The sequence below is a fragment of the Halobacillus sp. Cin3 genome (assembly GCF_947311855.1).
In the GTDB taxonomy this organism is placed as follows: Bacteria; Bacillota; Bacilli; order Bacillales; family Halobacillaceae; genus Halobacillus; species Halobacillus kuroshimensis.
This window is the reverse complement of the sequence record NZ_CAMZMV010000002.1, coordinates 105,677-121,544: the sequence shown is the minus strand read 5'-3', so window position 1 is coordinate 121,544 and position 15,868 is coordinate 105,677. Positions and strand designations below refer to the sequence as shown.

The window sequence follows — 15,868 nt, the reverse complement described above, 5'->3', positions numbered from 1 at the left end:
GATAGCACCTTTCAAATAGTGTAACACTTGACTGGTGACTGACCGGTCATGTATATTGTAGAGCGTGATGACCGATTAGTCAATTAGAGGGGGAGAATATAAAGTGAAGAAGATCATTGATTTTTCAATGAACAATAAGTTTGCTGTCTGGTTAATGACTATTATTATAACAGCAGCAGGGCTCTATTCGGGCTTGAATATGAAATTGGAAACCATTCCTGATATTGAACCGCCGATCATTACCGTAACAACGGTATACCCTGGTGCTACTCCAGCCGAAGTAGCCGGAGAGGTTTCGGAACCGTTGGAACAGCAGGTTCAAAATTTAAGTGGAGTAAAAACGGTAAGTTCGAGTTCTTTCCAAAACGCTTCAAATATCCAGCTGGAGTATGGATACAGCAAGGATTTAGATGAAGCTGAGGATGAACTGCAGGAAGCTGTGGATTCGGTTACGCTTCCGGATGATGTGCAGGAACCGGATGTGTCCCGGATTAACTTCAATGCTTTTCCAGTCTTAAGTATGAGTGTGATCAGCGAAGGACAGAGCCTTGAAGAACTGACTGCTGAGGTTGAAGATTCGATTAAACCACAGCTGGAAGGTCTGGAAGGTGTGGCAGACGTACAAATATCCGGGCAGCAGGTCCAGGAAGTGCAGATGTCCTTTAATGAGGAAGCGCTGGCTGAAAGAGGCATGGATCAGCAGACTGTAAAGAATATCATACAAGGATCAAACGTGACGTTCCCGCTCGGGCTTTACACCTTTGATGATACACAGAAGTCTGTCATGATTGACGGCAATGTGTCTTCCCTTGAAGATTTGAAACAGCTTGAAATTCCTGCGATTCCATCCCAGAGTGATTCGTCCTCTGCTCAAAGTCAGCAGGCGGCAGGAGCAGCACAGGGGCAGCAGGGTGATGCCGCTGCAGCTCAGCAAGGGGCAGCCGATGCTCAGGCTCAGCAGGCCGAGGGGATCCCAACTGTTCAGCTTCAGGACATTGCAGACCTCGAGATTGTTGGACAGACGGAATCGATTTCAAGAACCAATGGGGAGGAATCCATCTCCATTCAAATTGTAAAATCACAGGAAGCAAACACTGTGGACGTGGTGAATCTTGTGAAGGAAACGACCGAAGATCTTGAAAGTGATTTAGATGGTCTTGAGTTTATCTACTCCTTTGACCAGGGAGAACCGATTGAAGAATCTGTAAGTACAATGCTGAACAAAGCGTTGTTCGGTGGATTGTTTGCCATTCTTGTCATTCTGTTGTTCCTCCGTAACTTTAGAACAACACTGATTTCTGTTGTGTCCATTCCATTATCACTGTTGATTGCGATTCTTATATTGAATCAGATGGACATTACCTTGAACATTATGACACTCGGTGCCATGACTGTGGCTATCGGCCGGGTTGTGGATGATTCCATTGTTGTTGTAGAGAACATATACAGGCGGATGGCGCTGAAAGACGAAGAACTTGAAGGGAAGGCCTTAGTTCGAGCGGCTACGAAAGAAATGTTTATGCCGATTCTTTCTTCAACCATTGTAACGATTGCGGTATTCCTACCGCTTGGATTGGTTGAAGGTGTCGTCGGTCAGGTATTCCTGCCATTCGCCTTGACGGTCGTATTTGCACTCCTTGCTTCTCTAGTGGTTGCTGTTACGATCGTGCCGATGATGTCTCATTCCCTTCTTACGAAAGAAAGAGCTCAAAAGGGACACCAGGAAGGCCCTGGTAAAATTGCGAAATGGTACCGCTCTGTATTAAACCGTGTGTTAAACCATAAGATTATTACTTCTCTAGTAGCTGTAGCTATTCTCGTTGGAAGTATTGCTCTTATCCCTCTTGTGGGGGTCAGCTTCCTTCCTTCAGAAGAACAGAAGATGGTCATGCCGACGTACAGCCCGGCACCGGGTCAGACGATTGAAGATGTTGAAGAGATTGCTTCCGAAGCCCATGAGTACTTTGACGGCCGGGACAATGTGCAGACGATTCAATATTCTGTCGGTGGAGAAAATCCGATGAATCCAGGGGCCTCCAATCAGGCAGCCTTCTTCGTTGAATATGACAGCGAAACAGAAAACTTTGAATCAGAAAAAGAACAGGTGCTCGAAGACTTGAAAGCGATGACGGATGAAGGGGAATGGGCAAGTCAGGACTTCTCCTCCACAGGATCCAGCAATGAAATTGAAGTTCAAGTCTTTGGTGATAATACGGATGAAATCAAGCCATATGTAGAAGAAGTACAAACACTGCTTGAAGATCAGGATGAATTGAAAGACGCTTCCTCCTCTCTTTCTGAATCGTATGAGGAATATACACTGGTTGCCGACCAGGAAAAAATGAGCCAGCTCGGTTTGACAGCGGGTCAATTGGGAATGGAGCTCAGTTCCAATGGTGAACGTACAGAAATCACCACTATTCAGGAAGATGGAGAAGAACTTCAGGTGTACCTGGAAGTAGAGCAGGACAATTACAGTAATATTGATGATTTAACCGATAAGGAAATCCAGTCACCACTAGGTACATCTGTGCCGATCAGTGAAGTCGTAGAAGTTGAAGAAGGCACGACTGAAGATACGATCAGCCGCCGGAACGGCCAGGTGTATGCAAGTGTCAGTGCCAAGACGACGACGGATGATATCGGATCTGTATCTGCAAGTGTTCAGGAAGAGCTGGATCAGATTGATCACCCGGCTTCCATTGACCTGTCCATCGGTGGTGTAACGGAGGATATTAACGAGTCCTTCAGTCAGCTTGGATTAGCGATGCTGGCAGCCATCGCTATTGTGTATGTTGTGCTGGTCATCTTCTTTGAAGGTGCGCTTGCGCCATTTGCGATTCTGTTCTCTCTTCCATTTACGATTATCGGAGCAGTAGTCGGCTTACTGATTGGCGGAGAAACGTTAAGTATCTCGGCTATGATCGGGGCTCTTATGCTCATTGGTATCGTCGTAACGAACGGAATTGTATTGATTGACCGAGTCATTCAAAGAGAAAAAGATGGCTTCTCTACACGTGAAGCGCTGCTTGATGCAGGAATGACACGTATTCGCCCAATATTGATGACAGCTCTGGCAACAATCGGAGCACTGCTTCCATTAGCCCTCGGCTTTGAAGGCGGCTCGATCATCAGTAAAGGACTCGGAATTACCGTGATCGGCGGTCTTGCAAGCTCCACATTGTTAACACTGCTGATTGTACCGGTTGTGTACGAAATGCTCAGTAAGATTGGTAAAAAGAAAAAAGCATCATAATCAGGTAAGACTCCACGGTTTCCGTGGAGTCTTTTTTTAGGTGGAGCCGTTACCTGCGTTCTACCGGGAGGGTCATGCAGCGGATGCCGCCTCCGCCATTTTCCAGCTCATCCACATCGACGCGGATAATGTTTTTCTTCTTTAATTTCTCATGGTGAAGGACTTTTTTATGGGCTTTCGTGCTCACCAGGAGTGTTTCAGGGTTTACATTCAGGAAGTTAATATCGGCAACGGTGTGATGGATCTCATCTGTCCAGAAAATATCGTATCCATGACGGGTAATGAAATCATCCATCATCATATACGTGCTCTCTTTGGCTGTGAAAACTTGAACTGGAAAATACTTCATATAGCTTTTCGCAATAAGCAGATCAGGTGCTGCCACATTGCAGTTCATATCCATATGCATCGTATCCCCACGTCTTGGAAGATCAATCACACCGACTTCAGAAAACCCTTCCTGCCATAGGAGCGGCAGCAGCTTCAGGACACTTTCAAAGCTCGTCCGAAGTCCTGTGTTGATAAAAACCGCCTCTTTACTTAGAACGAGAACATCACCAAACTCAAGGGCATTGGTCTCATTATTAGCTTGAAGTGAGAAACGGTCTTCAGGGAACCAGTTTTCAAAAAGTTTGTGGGCATACAGGTATTCCGGTCTTCTCATGGATATGCCGGCTTCACCGGGAACGACGAGCGTACCAAAAGCACAGGCGAGATCCCTCACAAAAACCCGATTGATCAAACGGGCATGAAAGGCTTGATCAGGCTCAGGGAGATGGCCGGAATAATCAATGACCTCCACGCCTTCCCTGGTCATGGCTTCTGTCATCTCTTGAAAAGCCGCGGTCGTTTTATCAGGGTTCACGGGCTTTTCCCATTGCACATCATCGGCTGCTGCCTGGGTGGGAATCCTGGTCTTAGAAGGTGAACACATAATCACTTTTTTTAATTCGTCATATTCATTACAACAAAAAGGGTGTATGAGCATCCGGGTCACGTTCCTTCCTCGTTCATTCCTTCTTACGTTTTCCGAAATGACGAAAGACATTCCAGGAACGATTTACATAAAACCTCCGCTTCACATCAAACTAGATAAAAAGGAGGGAAGCGGCTGTGAAGAAGGAAAGTACCCAGGGAACACTAACATGGTGGCAGATGTCGTTTATAGGAATTGGATGCATTATTGGAACAGGTTTTTTTCTAGGTTCCAGCATAGCCATATCAAAAGCAGGCCCACCTGTTATTATTGTCTACCTTGCTGCTGGGATCGGGACGTATATCGTTTTCCGCTGCCTTGCTGCCCTGACGGCGGCACACCCTGAAAAAGGATCGTTTCGTACGTACGCCAAACAGGCCTTCGGATCATGGGCAGGGTTCAGCAACGGGTGGGTGTACTGGTCGTGTGAAATGTTGATTATGGGCAGTCAGCTCACAGCTCTGGCCATCTTTGCCCAATTTTGGTTTCCGAAGCTTCCATTGTGGGTGTTTGCTCTTGTGTTCGCCCTTTTAGGTCTCCTTGTCATCTGGCTTGGTGTGCGCAAAGTGGAGCAGATGGAAAACATGTTCGGAATCATTAAAATATCCGCTATTCTCATGTTTATTATCATTGCCGCTTTAGCTTTGACGGGGGTGATTGACCGTTCGGGTGGTACGGCCGATGCGGCCGGTGTATTCCATAACTTTTTTGAAAAAGGCTGGACCGGTTTGTGGGTGGCCCTGCTTTATGCGTTTTACGCTTTTGGGGGGATTGAAGTGATGGGATTGATGGCAGGGGAGTTGAAAGATCCAAAGGATGCCCCTAAATCAGGCACGTTGATGCTCATCGTATTAACCGTGGTGTATATGGCGGCTTTTTATTTCGTGGTTACATTGACGTCGATTGAAAAAATAACGACCGATGAAAGTCCGTTTCTAACCGCTCTTACCGGCTATTCGCTCCCCTTGGTGCCGCATATTTTCAACGCTGTCCTAATCATTGCCGGCTTTTCCACGATGGCGGCTTCTCTGTATGCGGTCACAACAATGATCATGGCTTTAAGTGAAGAAGGGGATGCACCTGCCCTCTTTATCCAGAAGGAAGAAGGAAAGGTATCGAAACCAGCTTTTATCCTAACCATTTTAGTCGTCGTCCTGTCCATTATTCTGGCTGTTCTTTTACCGGACAGACTGTTCGAATATGTGACGACGGCAGCAGGTTTGATGCTTTTATATAACTGGGCGTTTATCCTGCTTTCCTACCGTAAACTCATGGGAAAAGGGTTCAGGGATGGCTTGTGCGTGTGGACGGGACTGTTGTTTTTAGGTCTGGCCGTCAGTGGAACACTGATGGATTCTATGACAAGGATCGGTTTTTTTGTAAGTCTTGCTTTTTTAGCCGTCATTGCCCTTGCGACATGGATCAAATTGAAGGAAGCCCCTGAATCAGGGGCGTAGGCTCCTGGTTTTGGCCAGGAATGGACATTGGGGTAAAGAAGTATCATCATCACGTAGAAAATACTGCTCCCATTCATGATTATCTTCCTGACCGTACCATTTTAAGGCTGGATGGGCGGGGAGATCATCATAGTCAAGCAGGCGTTTCCGGATGACATTTTTAAGGCGCCGTCCGTAGGTCGTCGAATCATTGATATTTTCAAACACCCATCTTGGCTGAAAGGCAAGCAGCAAGGAAGGAAAACACCGGCTGTTTCTTTTTGTATGGGCGGGGGTGGCGCAAAAGGCGAAATAAGGCTCTCCATGAAAACAGAATTCCCAGGAAGGATCTTCGGGATCCTGCGAGATATCCTCAGGCCATTCTTTCTCGTCAAGAGCGTGGGTTTGATTGAGCAGGGACCAGAACACATTCTCGTAGTCCTTGATTTCAAGCTGATCTTTCAACAGCGCCCTTGTATCACAGAAGACGACAAGGGATGTGTAGCTGCCTGTCTGCCGGGAAACTTCACCGTAGCTTTTCAGGAGTTCCCCCAGTTGCTCAGAAGCGGAGGAACTACGTGGGTCTTCAAGAAAACCAAAACGCAGCATCCCGTTCGTGTACCCTTGGATGCCCGGGACGCAGGGGTAGGCATGGTCCCTGCTTGTCATTATGTCACCAAACGCTGTAAAGGAACGCTCCTGCCAGGTTTCCAGTGCAGTCTTCGGGTTTTCTATCTCTTCTTTTGTGTAAAGCATCAAAATCTCCCTCCTGTAGTTACATCCATATCCTATGGAGGAGGGAGAGAATGGGTGACTGTCTATCCCATCAACATCTGTACAGCCTGAACACCGAAGTATAGACCGAATCCTATTAAAATGATCCCTGAAAGGATTGAGATGGAAGAAAGAAGGCGGGTGGTCAGCCATTTCCGTGCTCCCGAAGCGGCTGCGGCCATCGTAATATCCCAGATCATGATACCGATAAAGATACCTCCACTATAAATAAGGAGCTGGGTCTCCTCGTACGTGGAGGATATTTCTGCGAGGATGGAGCCGTAAATGCCAACCCAGAATAAAATGTTCAAGGGATTGGATAAAGCCATGAAAAAGCCTGTCCGGAATGATCTCCCCCGGGAGCCTTTTGAAGGGGCAGAGCGTTGGGCAGCCGTATTCTTCGCTCCTGCGATACTTTCTACACCTGTATAAATAAGAACAAAAGCACCGAACGACCACAAAAAGGTTTTGATGAGCGGAATCTGTACGTAATCAGCGAGACCAAAATAAATGAGCAGCATAAACAATCCGTCTGCAGCCATGGCTCCGACGCCGACGAGCCAGGCATGAAAGAAGCCATAACGGATGCCTTTATCCAATTGAGCCGCATTGATAGGACCGACGGGGGCGGATAACGACAGGCCCAGCAGAATGTAACTAAAAAACATAAATGCCTCCTTGTATGTAGAACTTGTCTCTATACTACATAAATATGAACATTGTGGAAGGACCTTGACTGAAAATCGAGGATGGACAAAAAAACAGGCCGCCGGAATCGGCTGCCTGTTTTTTTGTTAATGGGGCATGTTTCCGTTAGGCACGGTGGTGTAGCTTTGCAGCATCAGGTTCATATCCTGCTGCTGAAGCTGAGGTACCTGGTAATAGCCGTGTTTGTTTTGATAAAGGAAAATCTCATAGCTCATCTCAATAAAATTCGGTACGCTGTCTGCGATGACGCGCCGGAGAACCGGGTTGGTCATTTCCAGGGCGGTCATAGCCAGAAGCGTTGCAAGTCCCTTCGTCTGTCCAAGCATATAGGCAGACAGACCTTTGTCAGCCAGTTCGCTGACAGACTGGTTCGGTTTTTTCGGCTGACCAGGCTTCACTCCGTAAACCACTTCATTGCTCTGCTGCATTTTATACTGCTGCGTCGCCTGTGCAGGGTCCTGGCCACTACTGAAACTCTGGACAATTGTATTATACATCTGGGTGACAAAAGCGTGCTGGCGCTGTTGAATGGATTGGAGTTCCGGGTCTTGAATATGCTGGCTGTACATTTGGTATTGATCCAGTAGGTTGATTAAGCCTGCAATGACCTCATGGGCATCAAAAAGTTCATGACCGCCGTGATTCGGGTTCATGTGAGTTGGTGGCATCTGCGCCCCCTGCTGCTGATTCATATTTTGTTGTTTCATCCTTATTCCTCCTCGTAACTTCGTACATCTTAAGGTTGCCCGTATCTTCCCTCCTCATGTATTTCAAAAGATGGAATGAAACAAGGATGTTTTACCTGACTGCCTTCATTACTATTTTATTACGGGGAGTGTGAGGTCGTGGATTTTGAAGGAAATCGTGATACAATAAAGACAGCATATAAACAAGGGAGACCGACAGAATGAAGCCACTCATGAGAAGGATATTTGTCGTACTTATTTCTGTATTAACACTCGGTCTGTACGTTCCGCCGGCCCATGTGGATACAGAAGCCGCTGAAAAGAAGGAGATCACGGACGCCGGTCACCTGAATGAACCTTCCGTGGCGGAGGATGACCAGCAGATTCTGCCGGATGTTCTTACAGAAGACGAAGAAGATCCTTTCCGTTCAATAACGGAGGAGGCCTTTGCCCGGACAGAGGCCAAAATGGGACCGAGGATTATGGATAAAGTGGACGATGAGTTGTCGGAAGTGATTTTTCCTGAAATGGAAAACGTCATGGTCGACCTCTTATCCAACATGGACGAAGCGCACGTTCCCTATATGAAAATCACTGAAGATCCTGCACCTGGATATGGGGAGAGAATGTTCAATTTATATAATGGACACACGGGTGAAGAAATTGCCCGTTTCCACGTACGGAGAGATAAACGCCCCGGAGAAGGGTACTGGTTTAATTTTCATTACCACTTAAAAGAAGATGGGTATGTGAAACACCATGAAATTGGTGAAATCTACTGGGAGAAGAATACTCCTCCGAAGTGGATGTCCTGAACAGAAGACAGTCGTATATGACTGTCTTTTTTTGTTGTCCGGTTTTACATAGTTACTAAGTGGTAAGTATGTTACTAAAAAGTACCTTCTTGTCACGGGAGGTTTCTCTTATTAATATGGACAATAAAGACTTGGATAAAAAAGGAGAGGGAAATCATGAAAGCATTGCTTTTACATGAAGAGCGTGATTGGCAGGAAATGCAGGTAGAGGAAATCGAAAAACCAACTGCCGGAAACGGGGAAATTGTCGTTGAAGTTCATGCGGCGGGACTGAACCCCGTGGATTACAAAACGGCAGGGAATGGGAATCCCAGCTGGGAGTATCCCCATATCCTCGGTCTTGATACAGCAGGGATTGTAACAGACAAGGGTTCGGACGTTTCCTCATTTGAAATCGGCGATCGTGTCGTGTATCACGGGGACTTAACCAAAAAGGGCGGATTTGCAGAGTATGCGGTCATTCAGGCTCATACTGCATCAAAAATCCCTGACGAAGTAAGCTTTACCGAAGCGGCTGCTCTTCCTACGGCGGGATATACAGCTTATCAAGCCATTCACCGTAAGCTTCCGCTGGATCAGATACAGACCATCCTTATTCATGCCGGTGCCGGCGGGGTAGGCGGATTTGGTATCCAGCTGGCTAAAGCAGCCGGGAAAACGGTCTTAACGACAGCTTCCTCTTCCAACCACGATTATGTATTATCCCTGGGAGCGGATTATGCCATCGACTATAGGAATGAAGATGTGTATGAGAGAGTCATGGAGGTTACCGATGGCCGGGGGGTTGATGCTGTTGTCGATGCGGTGAGCAGCGAAAATGCAACAGCCTCACTCGATTATACTGCGTTTATGGGACATCTGGTGTACATTGCAGGAGCTCCTGATTTTAAGAAGGTTAAACCATTCACAACGGTCGTCTCTTATCATGAAATTGCTCTGGCAGCCGCCCATAAGGCAGACTTCCAGTCCCAGAAAGATCTTGCCGTTATCGGAGATGACTTGCTGAAACTGGTGAAAGAGGGGAAAGTCTCTCCACTTGTGGAGGAAACCATTTCGCTTGAAGAAGTGCCGGAGGCCCTTGTCCGGCTTTCAGAACGGCATGTGAAAGGCAAGATTGTAGCTGTATTGAAATAAAAGAAAGCCTGCGCGGATACCGCGCAGGCTTTTATATTGAAAAATGAACTCGTAACGATGACGTACCGCCTATTATGATCAGAAGAAGTTACCCTTCCTTTAGTTTTTTTAATTTATATGTATACCCTAAATAAGGCATACCCGAAAATATCAGAATGATTATGGCGGCAAACCCTGTATAAATGAACATTTCAGTTAATAAAAACGGCATGGAGTTTATTTGACTTAAAAAGGAAAGGAACATGGTAGCAATGAGTGCCGGGAGTGCGATCCTCCCGCATTTCTTTTTTTCTCCCGCGTATTTATTGAAAGTGGATTCGTAATCTGAGTAAATGGGTTCCGTTCCCGCAGGTGCTGAAAATATATGGATATGGCTGCCTGCGCTGCAGACAGGTGTCCAACCTGCAGCTTCAAAGTAAGCGAAATATTCTTCATCCGGATTGTGGCAGTAGTCGACAGCAAAAATAAGGTTCTGCTTCCTGCTTTTTTTCAACCAGAAACCAAAAGGGGCAAACGCATCCAACATCCAGCCCTGTGCTGCGTAGGATTTCAGCTTTTCCATATCTTTTTCCTCTCCTAAAGCAAGCCCTTGTGACATGATATATTTTTTCTTCATCCTGTTTGATCCCCTTTCGTATTCAGTACCTGTCTGGCGTGTTCAATCATCTGCTGCCTTCGTTTGATATCTTTTTCCAGGAGTTTTAATCCTTGATCAGTGGCGATGTATGTCTTCTTCTTTCCGGTGCCGCTTCCATACAGTTCAATACAACCAGCCTCTACCAGTTTCTTAATCGTTGTATACATAGAAGCGGGGCCTATCGTAAACGCACCGTCTGTTAATTTTTCTATATTCTGCATGATTAAATACCCGTGCCTGGCTTCTACGAGTGACAATAAAATGTAGAATGATGTATCCGTTAATTCTCCTGTTTCCAGTGCATCATTTCTTCCCATTTCCACCCTCCTTGTATCATTTAATGATATATCATTAAATATACTATATCGTTTATTGATATATACGTCAATGAGTCCTCCTTAATATTTTGGAGGACTGACAAAGTGAAACCCATAAAAAAGCAAGCAGCCTCCTATGAGGCTGCTTGCCAGGGGACGAGCTGTACCATCTCAAGGTCTGGAGGCTCGTAATGTGAACTTATATTCGTCACTTTTAAAGTGGTTTTCACTGTATTCGAAAACCGTACCATCCATAAAAAGACTATAGGATTGTATTTTTAGGATCGGCATCGATTCTTCCACTGTCAACGCTTCGGCGACATCAGGGGTGGGAAGCACAGGGATCACTTCCTGAAAGCTGTCTTTTATTTTCATTCCAACTTCTTTTTCGATGTAATCGTATTTTGATCCAATCATGATGCCGTAAGAAAGGTTGGGAAAAAGAGATACAGGTAAGTATGTATCCTCCAAAACATAAGGAATGCCATCTACCAGTCTCTGCCTCCTTACATAAAATACTTTTTCCGCTTCCTCTAAATTAAGATACCTGCGTACATGAGGTTCTGGTTCAATTAACTGAAAGTGAATGACTTTATTGACAGGCTCTTTCCCAAGACTCCGCATTTCTTCCGTGAAACTAATCAATTCGAAGATGTTATGTTCAATTTTCTGTTCCTTGACATACGTTCCACTCCCTTGAACTTTTTCAAGGAGTCCTTCTTCTACCAGCCTTTTTACTGCCTGGCGGACCGTTACTCTAGAAGCGTCATAACGCTCGGATAAGTGAAGTTCTGTTGGAATGGCCTCTCCGGCTTCCCATTGACCACTTTCTATTTCTTCTTTAATCTGCTGGGCAATCCTTCGATACAAAGGTGCGGCCATACGTATTCCTCCTGTTCCTTCAATGGTTCTATTATAACGAAAATGAAATGAATTTACGATACAATTGTTGACGCTTTCAATAATATGTATTATATTCATATTAAGTTAACTTTAATACAAATATAATACCTTTAATGGAGGTCGAGTCATATGAAAAAACAGAACCTTGTTGTTGTAGGTGGAGGAAGCACGTATACAATCGGAATGATCATGAGTCTTATTGCTGAAAAAGAACAATTTCCATTGAAAACGATTACTTTTTATGACACGAATGCAGAGCGGCAGGAAAAGATCGCTAAAGCCTCTGAAATTATCCTGCGCGATAAATATCCAGAGCTGGAGAGCTTTCACTATACAACGGACAAAACAGAAGCCCTGAAAAATGCTGATTTTGTTTTTGTCCAGATCCGTACTGGCGGATTGGCTATGCGTGAGAAAGATGAACAGATTCCTCTTCAGTATGGAGCTGTTGGTCAGGAAACATGTGGGCCGGGGGGGATGGCTTATGGACTGCGTTCCATCAGAGACATGATTGAACTCGTGCAGGACATCCGCCACTATTCTCCTGATGCGTGGATTTTAAACTATACGAACCCGGCTGCTATTGTAGCGGAAGCGCTGCGCCGGGAATTCCCGGATGACAAAAAACTCCTGAACATCTGCGACATGCCTGCAGCGATTATGGTTAGTTACGCTGGGATTCTTGGGAAAGATGTCTTTGACTTAGTACCGGAATACTTCGGACTTAACCATTTCGGCTGGTTTACAAGAATTTCTGATAAAGACGGAAATGATCATACAGACACCATTAAGCGTGCCATCACTGAAGATGGTTTCATCCCTGAGGATGCGGAGATTGCAAACGACCCGTCCTGGATTAAAACGTTTAAACAGGTGGAGCAGATGGTCACTGATTTTCCAGAGTTTCTCCCCAACACGTACTTGCAGTATTACCTTTACCCAACCCAGATGGTCGAGAAGGAAGATCCGGCAAACACCCGTGCCCGCCAAGTAATCAATGGTCGTGAAAAACGAGTGCATACACTGGCTGATCAAATCATCGCTGATGGTACAACGGACAATGTGGAATTAGAAGTCGACATTCACGGACGTTATATGATTCGAGTGGCTGCATCCATGGCTTACAATAATGGAGACATCTTTATTGTCATGGTCGAAAACAACGGAACGATCGCCAATCTTCCAGATGATGCGATGGTAGAAGTCCCGGCTATGATTACGAATCGTGGACCGAAGCCATTTGCTGTGGGACATATTTCTACTTTCTACAAAGGGCTCATTGAAGGACAGCTCGGTTATGAGAAGCTCGTCGTAGACGCTTACTATGAGAACAGTTATGAAAAAGCGTTACAAGCTCTGACTTTAAACCGCACCGTAGTCGATGCCCCTCGTGCCCGCCAAATTCTCGATGATATGATCGAATCCAATCAGAGTTACTGGCCGGAGCTTCATCGAAGCAAGCAGCTTGTTACATCCAAATAATAGAGGCGTCCCCGGCCCATTCCGGGGCTGCTTCAGCCATTATAGGAAAGCGTTTCCTTAAAAGGAGGATATGAAGTGAAGAAATACTTTGGCAGCCTGCAGAAGTTTGGAAAGTCCTTGATGGTCCCTGTAGCTCTTCTACCCGCCGCTGGTATATTACTCGGTTTAGGAGCTGCACTTACCGGACCGCTTGCCGATACGCTTACATTTTTACAAAATGATGTGGTACAGCTGATCGGAAGTGGCATGTCGGATATTGGAATAAGTATTTTTAATAACCTTGCTGTTATATTCGCTATTGGAGTAGCCATTGGTTTAACCGGTGGGTCAGGTATTGCAGCTTTGGCAGCTTTATTGGGATACATCATTATGAACAAGACAATTTCCTTTGCGCTTAACATCACACCGGAGATGGTAACGGAGAGCGGTGAATATGGGATGGCCCTTGGAATCCCAACATTGGAAACCGGGGTTCTCGGAGGGATCATCGTAGGTTTACTGGCCGTTTGGATTTATAATAAATTTCATGAATTTGACCCGCCTGAAGTGCTTGGTTTTTTTGCTGGGGACCGTTCAGTAGGGATAGCCATGGTCTTTTCATCCATCTTCCTGGCATTAGCGATGATGATTATATGGCCTCCTATACAAGGGGGAATCAATGCAGTGGCAAACGTCATTGCCAACGGATCCACTAATCCGCTTTATATCGGGCTTTACGGTTTCTTAGAGCGTGCCCTCATTCCAACTGGTCTACACCATATTTGGTATGCGCCTTTCCTTTGGACATCCTTAGGTGGGACAGCAGAAGTAGCAGGAACGGCAGTCTCTGGTGATCAATACATCTTTCTTGCTCAAATTGCAGAAGGGGTGGAAGTAACAGCGGGACGCTTTATGGCAGGGAAATTTCCGGTTATCATGTTTGGACTTTTAGGTGCCGCGCTCGCTATGTACCGCCGGGCAGACAGGAAAAATCAGCCGGTCGTTAAAGGGATGCTGATTGCCGCAGCAGGCACAGCCTTCTTAACCGGAATCACAGAGCCTATTGAATTTACTTTCTTATTTGTAGCGCCCGTGTTATTTGTTTTCCACGCACTGTTAGCAGGGGTTTCTTTTGCGGCAATGTATATGCTTGATGTCCATCTGGGCTGGGCTGGAGGGTCAGGCTTCATTGATTTCATTCTGGTGAATGCCATTCCGGGAACGGGGAATTGGTGGATGAACCTGGCAGCTGGAGCTATATTCTTTGTCATCTATTACTTTACTTTTTCATTCGCCATCAAAAAATGGGATCTGGCCACACCTGGTCGGGGTGGTCAGGAGAATAAGCTTTACACTCGTAAAGACTTCAATGAGCAGAAGCAGGACAAGAAAAAAGGTGGGAAATCCACACAGACGAGAGAAACGGCAGCAGCTATTATGGAAGCCTTAGGCGGTGAAGATAATTTAAAGCATGTAGATGCGTGTTTTACTCGATTAAGGGTGGAAGTGTCAAAAGTTGATCAGATTGATGAAGGTCGATTGAAGGAGCTTGGAGCCGCAGGAGTAGTGAAGGTTGATCAGAATATTCAAGCTATTTTCGGTGGACGTTCAGACTTGTACAAAAATGAAATCAACCGGATCATTAAGGAATCCAATGCTTCTTAACGTATGAAGACACACAGTTTCCCGAGAAGAAAACCGTAAAAGAAAAACGAAAAAGGCTGCGCCGTTGAAGGCGCAGCCTTTTTGTTATTCTTTATCTTCACCGATGATGCGGACCTCACGCTCAAGGTCAACACCGAATTTCTCTTTAACAGTTTTCTGCACATGCTCGATCAGCGAGATGTAGTCAGTAGTCGAGGCATTATCCTTATTCACGATAAATCCGGCGTGTTTCGTGGAAACTTCCGCTCCGCCGATGTTCGTTCCCTGAAGGTTGCTGTCTTGAATCAGTTTCCCTGCGAAATAACCAGGCGGTCGTTTGAATACACTGCCGCAGGATGGATATTCAAGCGGCTGTTTGGATTCTCTTTTAAACGTCAGGTCATCCATAATTTCTTTAATCTCTTCACGGGTGCCAGGGGTCAGGCGGAAACACGCCTCCACAACAATGTCTCCCCGATCAGGGATATTACTGGTACGGTAATCAAGGTCGAGCTCGGAAGCCATGCGTTTTACGAGTCTGCCTTCCTTGTCGACCACATAAGCATGATCAAGAACATCTTTGATTTCTCCGCCATAGGCACCAGCGTTCATATACAACGCGCCCCCGACCGTCCCGGGGATACCACAGGCGAATTCCAGTCCGGCTAACTGCTTTTCAAGTGCAAAACGGGAAGCATCAATGATTCGCGCTCCACTTTGAGCTGTCACCATTTCCTCGTCTGCATCAATGGAGTTCAAGTGTTTTAAATTGATGACAATCCCGCGGATCCCTCCATCCTTAATGATAAGGTTGGATCCATTGCCCAATAGTGTGAAGGGGATTTCATCCTCGTTGGACAGCTTAACGACATTTTGAATTTCCTCGTAAGACGTCGGCGTGATAAAAAAGTCCGCTCTGCCGCCCAGTTTCGTGTAGAGGTGGTCCTTCAATGGTTCATCGACTTTGACGTTTTCCTCTTTGACAAGGTTTAACAGTTTATTATAAATCATTTGTTTTTTTTCCATAAACATCCGTCCTATTTTTTTGGTTTCCTCTAAGCAGTTACGTACATTCCAAGTAGGTTCAGACCGGCTTGTTTGTAACAGTTTATGACACGGAC

General features: G+C 45.8%; 14 protein-coding genes. 6 read left to right on the top strand and 8 right to left on the bottom strand.

The window, feature by feature from the left end:
* The first annotated feature begins 103 nt into the window (after positions 1-103).
* Entirely contained in the window at positions 104-3,256 is a 3,153-nt protein-coding gene (locus QMA39_RS08760; protein ID WP_281658438.1) for an efflux RND transporter permease subunit, read from the top strand.
* A 49-nt stretch (positions 3,257-3,305) separates the two neighbouring features.
* On the opposite strand, the gene QMA39_RS08755 is transcribed toward QMA39_RS08760, so the two are convergent.
* Positions 3,306-4,139 carry an arginine deiminase family protein gene (locus QMA39_RS08755; protein WP_281658437.1) on the bottom strand — a complete coding sequence of 278 codons (834 nt, stop codon included), beginning with the start codon at positions 4,137-4,139 and terminating at the stop codon, positions 3,306-3,308.
* 230 nt (positions 4,140-4,369) lie between these two features.
* Between QMA39_RS08755 and QMA39_RS08750 the strand changes: the two genes are divergently transcribed.
* Positions 4,370-5,689: an amino acid permease gene (locus QMA39_RS08750; protein ID WP_281658436.1), complete on the top strand. Its 1,320-nt coding sequence runs from the start codon at positions 4,370-4,372 to the stop codon at positions 5,687-5,689.
* Here QMA39_RS08750 and QMA39_RS08745 read toward each other — a convergent pair.
* From QMA39_RS08745 to QMA39_RS08735, 3 genes are all read right to left on the bottom strand, one after another.
* Positions 5,678-6,424, bottom strand: a complete 747-nt coding sequence (locus QMA39_RS08745; RefSeq protein ID WP_281658435.1) for a YqcI/YcgG family protein — start codon at positions 6,422-6,424, stop codon at positions 5,678-5,680. The genes QMA39_RS08750 and QMA39_RS08745 overlap by 12 nt on opposite strands.
* A 62-nt stretch (positions 6,425-6,486) precedes the next feature.
* The gene (locus QMA39_RS08740; protein WP_027956371.1) at positions 6,487-7,110 is read right to left on the bottom strand and encodes a LysE family transporter; all 624 of its coding nucleotides are present in this window, start codon (positions 7,108-7,110) and stop codon (positions 6,487-6,489) included.
* Between the two features lie 126 nt (positions 7,111-7,236).
* Positions 7,237-7,857, bottom strand: coding sequence for a spore coat protein (locus QMA39_RS08735; RefSeq protein ID WP_281658434.1), 621 nt, complete (start codon positions 7,855-7,857; stop codon positions 7,237-7,239).
* Between the two features lie 200 nt (positions 7,858-8,057).
* On the opposite strand from QMA39_RS08735, the gene QMA39_RS08730 reads away from it, so the two are divergent.
* Together QMA39_RS08730 and QMA39_RS08725 are read left to right on the top strand one after the other, a co-directional pair.
* On the top strand, positions 8,058-8,651 hold the full coding sequence (locus tag QMA39_RS08730) for a YpjP family protein (RefSeq protein WP_281658433.1): 594 nt from the start codon (positions 8,058-8,060) through the stop codon (positions 8,649-8,651).
* A 156-nt stretch (positions 8,652-8,807) separates the two neighbouring features.
* On the top strand, positions 8,808-9,785 hold the full coding sequence (locus QMA39_RS08725) for a zinc-binding dehydrogenase (protein ID WP_206933536.1): 978 nt from the start codon (positions 8,808-8,810) through the stop codon (positions 9,783-9,785).
* Positions 9,786-9,873: 88 nt separating this feature from the next.
* Here QMA39_RS08725 and QMA39_RS08720 read toward each other — a convergent pair whose 3' ends face one another.
* The 3 genes from QMA39_RS08720 to QMA39_RS08710 all read right to left on the bottom strand — a co-directional run bounded on the left by QMA39_RS08720 (position 9,874) and on the right by QMA39_RS08710 (position 11,621).
* Positions 9,874-10,401: a DUF2812 domain-containing protein gene (locus QMA39_RS08720; protein WP_206933537.1), complete on the bottom strand. Its 528-nt coding sequence runs from the start codon at positions 10,399-10,401 to the stop codon at positions 9,874-9,876.
* Entirely contained in the window at positions 10,398-10,739 is a 342-nt protein-coding gene (locus QMA39_RS08715; protein WP_206933538.1) for a PadR family transcriptional regulator, read from the bottom strand. The genes QMA39_RS08720 and QMA39_RS08715 overlap by 4 nt, the downstream gene beginning before the upstream one ends.
* Before the next feature lie 171 nt (positions 10,740-10,910).
* Positions 10,911-11,621: a GntR family transcriptional regulator gene (locus QMA39_RS08710; RefSeq protein WP_206933539.1), complete on the bottom strand. Its 711-nt coding sequence runs from the start codon at positions 11,619-11,621 to the stop codon at positions 10,911-10,913.
* A 150-nt stretch (positions 11,622-11,771) separates the two neighbouring features.
* Here QMA39_RS08710 and QMA39_RS08705 point away from each other — a divergent pair, with 150 nt between their 5' ends.
* Positions 11,772-13,124 carry a 6-phospho-alpha-glucosidase gene (locus QMA39_RS08705; protein WP_027956378.1) on the top strand — a complete coding sequence of 451 codons (1,353 nt, stop codon included), beginning with the start codon at positions 11,772-11,774 and terminating at the stop codon, positions 13,122-13,124.
* A gap of 75 nt (positions 13,125-13,199) precedes the next feature.
* Positions 13,200-14,768 (top strand): PTS transporter subunit EIIC, encoded by a 1,569-nt coding sequence (locus tag QMA39_RS08700; protein ID WP_281658432.1) that lies wholly within the window; start codon positions 13,200-13,202, stop codon positions 14,766-14,768.
* 84 nt (positions 14,769-14,852) lie between these two features.
* On the opposite strand, the gene murB is transcribed toward QMA39_RS08700, so the two are convergent.
* Positions 14,853-15,773, bottom strand: a complete 921-nt coding sequence (gene murB / locus QMA39_RS08695) for a UDP-N-acetylmuramate dehydrogenase (RefSeq protein ID WP_027956380.1) — start codon at positions 15,771-15,773, stop codon at positions 14,853-14,855.
* Positions 15,774-15,868: the final 95 nt, after the last annotated feature.